The 6,346-nt window shown below is 67.2% G+C and carries 14 protein-coding genes; 9 read left to right on the top strand and 5 right to left on the bottom strand.

The window, feature by feature from the left end:
• Window positions 1-220 precede the first annotated feature (220 nt).
• The 5 genes from ACBY01_RS11660 to pspF all read right to left on the bottom strand — a co-directional run bounded on the left by ACBY01_RS11660 (window position 221) and on the right by pspF (window position 2,824).
• Window positions 221-358, bottom strand: a complete 138-nt coding sequence (locus ACBY01_RS11660) for a hypothetical protein (RefSeq protein WP_416461026.1) — start codon at window positions 356-358, stop codon at window positions 221-223.
• On the bottom strand, window positions 355-558 hold the full coding sequence (locus ACBY01_RS11655; RefSeq protein ID WP_416461024.1) for a hypothetical protein: 204 nt from the start codon (window positions 556-558) through the stop codon (window positions 355-357). Before ACBY01_RS11655 ends, ACBY01_RS11660 begins: the two co-directional genes overlap by 4 nt.
• 60 nt (window positions 559-618) lie before the next feature.
• Window positions 619-831: a cold-shock protein gene (locus ACBY01_RS11650; RefSeq protein ID WP_416461023.1), complete on the bottom strand. Its 213-nt coding sequence runs from the start codon at window positions 829-831 to the stop codon at window positions 619-621.
• 221 nt (window positions 832-1,052) lie between these two features.
• Window positions 1,053-1,664, bottom strand: coding sequence for a superoxide dismutase (locus ACBY01_RS11645; protein WP_416461022.1), 612 nt, complete (start codon window positions 1,662-1,664; stop codon window positions 1,053-1,055).
• 122 nt (window positions 1,665-1,786) lie between these two features.
• On the bottom strand, window positions 1,787-2,824 hold the full coding sequence (gene pspF / locus ACBY01_RS11640; protein ID WP_416461021.1) for a phage shock protein operon transcriptional activator: 1,038 nt from the start codon (window positions 2,822-2,824) through the stop codon (window positions 1,787-1,789).
• Window positions 2,825-2,996: 172 nt separating this feature from the next.
• Here pspF and ACBY01_RS11635 point away from each other — a divergent pair, with 172 nt between their 5' ends.
• The 9 genes from ACBY01_RS11635 (at window position 2,997) to ACBY01_RS11595 (ending at window position 6,190) form a co-directional block, all read left to right on the top strand.
• Window positions 2,997-3,143, top strand: coding sequence for a hypothetical protein (locus ACBY01_RS11635; protein ID WP_416461020.1), 147 nt, complete (start codon window positions 2,997-2,999; stop codon window positions 3,141-3,143).
• 68 nt (window positions 3,144-3,211) lie between these two features.
• On the top strand, window positions 3,212-3,877 hold the full coding sequence (gene pspA / locus ACBY01_RS11630; RefSeq protein WP_416461019.1) for a phage shock protein PspA: 666 nt from the start codon (window positions 3,212-3,214) through the stop codon (window positions 3,875-3,877).
• A 1-nt stretch (window position 3,878) separates the two neighbouring features.
• Entirely contained in the window at window positions 3,879-4,148 is a 270-nt protein-coding gene (pspB, locus tag ACBY01_RS11625) for an envelope stress response membrane protein PspB (protein ID WP_416461018.1), read from the top strand.
• A gap of 1 nt (window position 4,149) precedes the next feature.
• Window positions 4,150-4,530, top strand: coding sequence for an envelope stress response membrane protein PspC (gene pspC, locus ACBY01_RS11620; protein WP_416461017.1), 381 nt, complete (start codon window positions 4,150-4,152; stop codon window positions 4,528-4,530).
• A gap of 36 nt (window positions 4,531-4,566) precedes the next feature.
• Window positions 4,567-4,857 (top strand): hypothetical protein, encoded by a 291-nt coding sequence (locus ACBY01_RS11615; protein WP_416461016.1) that lies wholly within the window; start codon window positions 4,567-4,569, stop codon window positions 4,855-4,857.
• A gap of 22 nt (window positions 4,858-4,879) precedes the next feature.
• Window positions 4,880-5,191 (top strand): hypothetical protein, encoded by a 312-nt coding sequence (locus ACBY01_RS11610; RefSeq protein WP_416461015.1) that lies wholly within the window; start codon window positions 4,880-4,882, stop codon window positions 5,189-5,191.
• A gap of 11 nt (window positions 5,192-5,202) precedes the next feature.
• Window positions 5,203-5,469 carry a phage holin family protein gene (locus tag ACBY01_RS11605; protein ID WP_416461014.1) on the top strand — a complete coding sequence of 89 codons (267 nt, stop codon included), beginning with the start codon at window positions 5,203-5,205 and terminating at the stop codon, window positions 5,467-5,469.
• An 18-nt stretch (window positions 5,470-5,487) separates the two neighbouring features.
• Window positions 5,488-5,727, top strand: a complete 240-nt coding sequence (locus tag ACBY01_RS11600) for a hypothetical protein (RefSeq protein ID WP_416461013.1) — start codon at window positions 5,488-5,490, stop codon at window positions 5,725-5,727.
• A gap of 55 nt (window positions 5,728-5,782) precedes the next feature.
• Window positions 5,783-6,190, top strand: coding sequence for a SufE family protein (locus ACBY01_RS11595; RefSeq protein ID WP_416461012.1), 408 nt, complete (start codon window positions 5,783-5,785; stop codon window positions 6,188-6,190).
• The last annotated feature ends 156 nt before the right edge of the window (window positions 6,191-6,346 follow it).

Raw genomic sequence — 6,346 nt, 5'->3', positions numbered from 1 at the left:
GCACACCGTTCCGCATACGAGAGCTGTCGGTACCTGGTTCCCATCGCAACACCTCAACCTGGTGTTGCACTTCGTTTGTGAACTCGGGGCATCCATTCGCGCACCGCCTGAAGCCAGCAGCGGAGCGGCAATGGATCCTGACTTTCGTCAGGATGACGGCCGCTCTGGACCGACCGTCCGCGCAAACAAAAAGGCGCACCGGAAACGGCGCACCTCTGGTTCATCCGAGCACTTCGCGGACCGCGGCGCGGGCGATCGCCTGCATCTCGCGGTCGACTGCCGACGGGCGGTGCGCCGCGGAAGCGGCGGCTCGGGGCGTGGGGAAGTGGGTGTTCTGTTTGTAGATCGAAAGCGTCACTCGTGTTCCTGTACATGGGGTTCGGGAGCCGCCGTAGCGTCGCGGTCGGCGCGGAGCCGGTCGACGCGCTCCTGGCGCTCGGCCATCGCCATCCAGGCCGCCTCGGCGCGCAGGCAGCGGTCGCGGACGTTGTCCAGCGTGGCGGCCTCGGCGTCGGCATGGGCCTGTGCGGCGTGGTCGCGAAAGCTCAGTTGCGCCACTGGCAGTCTCCCGAAAAGTGTCGGCGGCGCCGGGATGACGCCGCCGAGAGTCCGTCCGGCTCAGTCGGCCGGCTGAAGATTGACCGCAGCCATCTTGCCGCGGCGATCCTCTTCCAGCTCGTACGAGACGCGCTGGTTCTGGTTGAGGGTGATCATCCCCGCGCGCTCGACGGCGGTGATGTGGACGAAGGCGTCGTTGCCGCCGTTGTCGGGGGCGATGAAGCCATAGCCCTTGTCGGCGTTGAAGAACTTGACGGTGCCGAGAATGCTCATGCGGATTTCCTTCTGATGCGCGCTCCCGCGTGTCGGGAGCACTGGTGCTCAACACAGGGAAAGAAGGAAGCAGGAGCCGCAAAGCGCCGAAAACCGTCAATATGCGACTGTAGCCTCGGCAATGTAGGAAGCGCCGCGGCAACATACAAGCCGGCCGCGACGCAAATCCCTCGCAGCCGGCCCAAAGAAAAAGGCGGGAAGTTTCCTCCCCGCCTCCCGGCTCAGCGCTTTGCCGCTTCGTAACGCTGGTTGGCGACGCCCCAGTCGACGACGTTCCACCAGGCCTTCAGATACTCGGGCCGCGCGTTGCGGTAGCTGATGTAATAGGCGTGCTCCCACACGTCGTTGCCCAGGATCGGCGTGCCCTTGACCGGGGCGACGTCCATCAGCGGATTGTCCTGGTTGGGGGTCGAGGTGATCGCGAGCTCGCCGTCCTCGCCGACGATCAGCCACGCCCAGCCCGAGCCGAACTGGTTGGCGCCGGCGGTGTTGAACTGCTCCTTGAACGCGTCGACCGAGCCGAACTTGGCGTCAATCGCATCCTTGAGCGCACCGCTCGGCTCCGAACCGCCGCCCTTCATCGTCTTCCAGAAGAAGTCGTGGTTCCAATAGCCGCCGCCGTTGTTGCGCAGCTTGGCCGGCGCACCCGACATGTCGGCCAGGATCTCCTCGATCGTCTTGCCTTCCAGGCTCGGGTCCTCGCTGACCGCCTCGTTGAGCTTGTCGGTGTACGCCTTGTGGTGCTTGTCGTGGTGGAGCGTCATCGTCTCCTTGTCGATCGTCGGCTCCAGCGCATCGTAGGCGTAGGGCAGCGGGGGGAGTTCGAAAGCCATGACGGTTCCTCCTTATGTGGGTTTGCAATGCGAACGCGGGCGCGGCCGGAAGGGTCCGGTCGTTACGGTCGCGTTCTAGGTAAGCCGCGGCGCAGCGTGCGCAACCTCGGATCGCCGGAAACTCAGCCCCCGCCCTGCCCCAGCAACTGGTGCCGCCGCAGCGCGTGGCGCAGCTGGTCGTAGCTCAGTCCCAGCGCCTCGGCAGTGGTGCGCTGGTTGAAGCGGTTTTCCGCCAGTGCGCGCGACAGCAGCTCACGCTCGAAGCGGCTGACGCGGGTCTTGAAGTCCGCCGGCTCGAAGTCCTGCGGCACGGGCGCGGCCGCCGGCTCCGCAGGCTCCGGGCTGGCGGCTGCGGCGGCCTGCGGAACCGGCGCGGTGTTGCGCGGCCGGTGCGGCGAAGCGAAGGGATCGATCTCGATCGCGTCGATCGGCCCCGGCTGCTCCCAGCGATAGACCGCACGCTCAACGACGTTGCGCAGTTCGCGCACGTTACCGGGCCAGGGGTGGCTGGCGAGCGCGTCAAGCGCGGCAGGACCGAAGCCAGGCCACACCTCGCGCCCGATCTCTGCGGCCATGCGGCGGCCGAAGAAGTCGGCGAGCACCGGGATGTCGCCGGCACGCGCCCGCAGGGGAGGCAGCGTCAGCACCTCGAACGACAGCCGGTCGAGCAGGTCGGCGCGGAACGTGCCCTGGGCCACGCGGTCGGGAAGATGCTCGTTGGTCGCCGCGACGATGCGGACGTCGACGGTCAGCGGCCGCGACGATCCGATTCGCGTTACCTCGCCATATTCGACCGCGCGCAGCAGCCGGTCCTGCGCCGCCATCGCCAGCGTGCCGAGCTCGTCGAGGAACAGCGTGCCGCCGTGCGCCTCCTCGAACCGCCCCGCCCGCGCCTTGGTCGCGCCGGTGAAGGCGCCCGCCTCGTGTCCGAACAGTTCGGCCTCGATCAGCGTCTCGGGCAGCGCCGCGCAGTTCATCACCACCAGCGGCTGGTCCCAGCGCGGACTGAGGCGGTGGAGGCGCTCGGCGACCAACTCCTTGCCGGTGCCGCGCTCGCCGATCACCAGCACGGGCCGGTCGAGCGCGGCGGCGCGGCTGGCGCGTTCGAGCGCGTCGAGAAAGGCGGTGGATTGGCCGATGACCTGGGTGGTGCGCTCCATTCCACAAACTTGGCGCATTTCACCAATAGCTAGCAACGACTTTGTTGCGGGCGGGCCAGCCATCTGCAGAAAACCGCGGATTTCCGCCACTCCTGAAACTGGCACGGGGCGTGCAATGCTAGGAGCAAGCCCGGCAATCGGGCAGCCACTTCAAGGTTCAGGGAGAACCACCATGACGACCTACACCGCTTCGAACCTCGGCCGGACCCTCGCCAGCCTCGTCGCCGCCCTGCTTGTCAGCACCGTCACGCTGGCGGCGACCACCAGCACCGGCCCGGTCCCGAGCTTCCCCGCATCCGCAGGTCCCGCGATCGCGTGACCGGCGGCGGGCCGGGGCGCAGGTTCCCCCTCGCCTCGGCCCAACCAGAACAACCACAGGAGTCCGCAATGGGTATCTTTTCCCGCACCCGAGACATCATCGCCGCCAACGTCACCGATCTGCTCGACAAGGCGGAAGATCCCTCCAAGATGATCCGCATGATCATCCTGGAGATGGAGGAGACGCTGGTCGAGGTTCGGGCTTCCGCCGCGCGCACCATCGCCGATCAGAAGGAGATGCGCCGCCACATCACCAAGCTGCAGACGCTGCAGGACAGCTGGACCGAAAAGGCCGAGCTGGCGCTGTCCAAAGACCGCGAGGACCTGGCCAAGGCGGCGCTGGTCGAGCGCAAGAAGGCCGCCGACATGGCCGAGCAGCTCACCGCCGAGATCGGCGTGCTCGACGACGCGCTGCGCTCCTCGGAGGCGGACATCGCCAAGCTGCAGAACAAGCTGCGCGAGGCCCGTACCCGCCAGAACGCGATCGCGACCCGGCTGGAGAGCGCCAACAACCGCAGCCGCCTGCGCGAGATGTACGCCGGCGCCAAGACCAACGAGGCGTTCAGCCGCTTCGACGTGCTCGAGCGCCGCGCCGATCTGGCCGAGGGCCGCGCCGACGCGCTGGGCATGGGCCAGGTGAAGACGCTGGAAGAGGAAATCGCCGAGCTCCAGTCGGCCGACAAGATCGACGCCGAGCTGGCGGCCCTGAAGGCACGCCTGAACAAGGAGGGCTGAGATGAACGATTTCATCTCCATCGCGGTGCCGATCGTCACGCTGTTCATCGGGCTGCCGTGGCTGATCCTGCACTACATCACGCGGTGGAAGCAGGCGCCGACGCTGACCGGCGAGGACGAGAAGCTGCTCGACGAGATGCACTTCACCGCCCGCCGGCTGGAGGAGCGCCTCCAGACGATCGAACGCATCGTCGCCGCCGACAACCCCGACTTCCGCCCCGCCGCGCCGATCGCGGCGGACCGCGAGATCGACTATTCCCGGAGGAACTGAGATGACCGCGCAACGCACCAAATTCTATCTCGACAAGCAGAATGCGAAATGGTCGGGCGTGTGCTCCGGCATCGCGGACTATACCGGTGTCGAGACCATGTGGATCCGCATCGGCGCCGTGCTGCTGACGCTGGCGGGCGGCTTCCCCTGGACGGTCATCGCCTATTTCATGATCGCCTGGATGGCGCCCAAGAAGCCGATCGGCCTGTACGACAGCGAGGAGGACGCGAAGTTCTGGCAGGGCGTGCGATCGAACCCGAAGCGCTCGACCGCGGAGATTCGCTCGACCTTTCGCGACATCGACCGGCGGCTGGCCGACATCGAGATGTTCTACACCAGCCGCAACACGCGTCTGGCCGACGAGATCGACAGCCTGCGCTGAGCCAATCGCGGGGCATTCAACAGGGAGGGAAGTAGCATGAGCTGGAGTGGACCGGGTTTCGTCATCGCCCTGATCGCGATGTCAACGGTGGCAATGGTGATCAACACCTGGATCCGTGCGCGCCACGGCTACCCGGTGGAAAACGAGTGGTCGGGGGTGAGCCGCAAGGACGATCCCGACGCCGATCGCAAGATCGTGCTGCTCACCAACGAGAACGAGCGCCTCACGGGCAAGATCGGCCGGCTGGAGGAGCGGATCGCAGTGCTCGAACGCATCGCCACCGATCCCGCCGCCCGCACCGCCCGCGAGATCGAGGCGCTACGCTGAAGCCGAGCCGAAAGGACACACCATGTTTCCCTTTGCAGATTTCGCTCCCGTCGCGGTGCTGGTCGGTCTCGCCGCCATCGGCGGATGGGTCCTCACCACCTGGATGCGGATCAAGAACGGCTATCCGCTGGATGGCGCCTGGGGCCAGGCGGTTTATCCCAAGAACAACGATGAGACGGTCGAGCGCGTTCGCCTGCTGAGCCAGGAGAACGCCCAGCTCCGCGCCGAACTCGGCTCGATCAAGGATCGTCTCGCCAATGTCGAGCGCATCGTCACCGACGGCGGCGCCCTGCTCTCGCGCGAGATCGACCAGCTGCGCGACCGCGCGAACTGAAAGGACCCGATATGAGCCCCATTCTCGTCCCCGTTCTCGCGCTGATGATCCCGATCGTCGCGATCCTGAGCGGCACTTTGGTGAAGCCCTGGCTCAAGCATCGCGAGCGCGCGCTGGAGATCGAGGCCAACAAGCTCGCGGAAAAGGCGGCGCAATATGCGGCGCAGACGGAGCGGCTGGAGCAGCGCGTGCGCGTGCTCGAACGCATCGTGACCGACCGCGGGCTCGATCTGTCCGACGAGATCGAGCGGCTGCGCGACCAGCCGCCGCTGAACTGAACCCCCGGGAGTAGCGTCATGACCGACCTCACCCTTCCCCTCGTCCTCGCCGCCGCCAGCCTCGGCGCGGTGGCGATGACCACCACCGCCGCCCTGGCCGGCTGGCGCGGCTGGCTGGCGTTCAAGCGTCAGGAGCTGTCGCAGGGCGATCGACCCGACGGCGCGGCGCTCGGCAATGCCGGCACCCGCATCGAGCTTGCCGACCTGCGCGAACGCATCCGCAAGCTCGAGGCGATCGCCGCCGGCGTCGACCTCTGACGGCGGAGGCACGGCGGCCTTTTGCCGGCCGCCGCCAGCTGCTACCGCGCGGGCCATGCAGTCCCTCGACGACCTCCTCGAAGAACATAGCTTCCTCGATCCCGACGACCGCTATCGCCTGCTGATCGAACTGGGGCGCGGGCTGGAGGCGATGCCCGACGCGCTCAAGACCGATGCGACGCTGGTGCGCGGCTGCTCAGCCTCGGTGTGGGTCTATCCCACCCGCCGCGACGACGGGACGCTCCACTTCCTCGCCGACAGCAACGCCGCGATCACCAAGGGGATCATCGCGCTGGTGCTGACGGCGGTGCAGGACCGGGCACCGGACGCGATCCTCGCGATCGACATCCCGGCCGCGCTGGCACCGTTCGACCTCACCAAGCAGCTGAGTTCGAACCGGACGCAGGGCATCCCCAACATGATCGCGCTGATCCGCCACGAAGCCGAACGCTACGCCGGCTGACGCGACCGGCGTTCTCGCGCGCGCCGGCCCTGGCAAAAGCCTTTCCCCGTCATTGCTGACGAAGGTCAGCATCCATACGCGCAACGCCCGTGGCTCCAGCGCTGCGGCCGGGAATCCTGACGTTCGCCAGGATGGCAATGGAGGCGGATGCGCTGC

Origin of the sequence: Sphingomonas mangrovi, assembly GCF_047975845.1 — a bacterium.
Classification (GTDB): domain Bacteria; phylum Pseudomonadota; class Alphaproteobacteria; order Sphingomonadales; family Sphingomonadaceae; genus Sphingomonas.
Note: the sequence above shows the minus strand (reverse complement) of the source record. Positions and strands in the feature narration are given on the sequence as shown.

Coding starts and splice junctions, on each gene's coding strand:
- ACBY01_RS11595 (WP_416461012.1), top strand. CDS start 5,783: ATGCAGTCCCTCGACGACCTCCTCGAAGAACATAGCTTCCTCGATCCC.
- ACBY01_RS11635 (WP_416461020.1), top strand. CDS start 2,997: ATGACGACCTACACCGCTTCGAACCTCGGCCGGACCCTCGCCAGCCTC.
- pspB (WP_416461018.1), top strand. CDS start 3,879: ATGAACGATTTCATCTCCATCGCGGTGCCGATCGTCACGCTGTTCATC.
- pspA (WP_416461019.1), top strand. CDS start 3,212: ATGGGTATCTTTTCCCGCACCCGAGACATCATCGCCGCCAACGTCACC.
- pspC (WP_416461017.1), top strand. CDS start 4,150: ATGACCGCGCAACGCACCAAATTCTATCTCGACAAGCAGAATGCGAAA.
- ACBY01_RS11645 (WP_416461022.1), bottom strand. CDS start 1,664: ATGGCTTTCGAACTCCCCCCGCTGCCCTACGCCTACGATGCGCTGGAG.
- ACBY01_RS11605 (WP_416461014.1), top strand. CDS start 5,203: ATGAGCCCCATTCTCGTCCCCGTTCTCGCGCTGATGATCCCGATCGTC.
- pspF (WP_416461021.1), bottom strand. CDS start 2,824: ATGGAGCGCACCACCCAGGTCATCGGCCAATCCACCGCCTTTCTCGAC.
- ACBY01_RS11600 (WP_416461013.1), top strand. CDS start 5,488: ATGACCGACCTCACCCTTCCCCTCGTCCTCGCCGCCGCCAGCCTCGGC.
- ACBY01_RS11610 (WP_416461015.1), top strand. CDS start 4,880: ATGTTTCCCTTTGCAGATTTCGCTCCCGTCGCGGTGCTGGTCGGTCTC.
- ACBY01_RS11650 (WP_416461023.1), bottom strand. CDS start 831: ATGAGCATTCTCGGCACCGTCAAGTTCTTCAACGCCGACAAGGGCTAT.
- ACBY01_RS11615 (WP_416461016.1), top strand. CDS start 4,567: ATGAGCTGGAGTGGACCGGGTTTCGTCATCGCCCTGATCGCGATGTCA.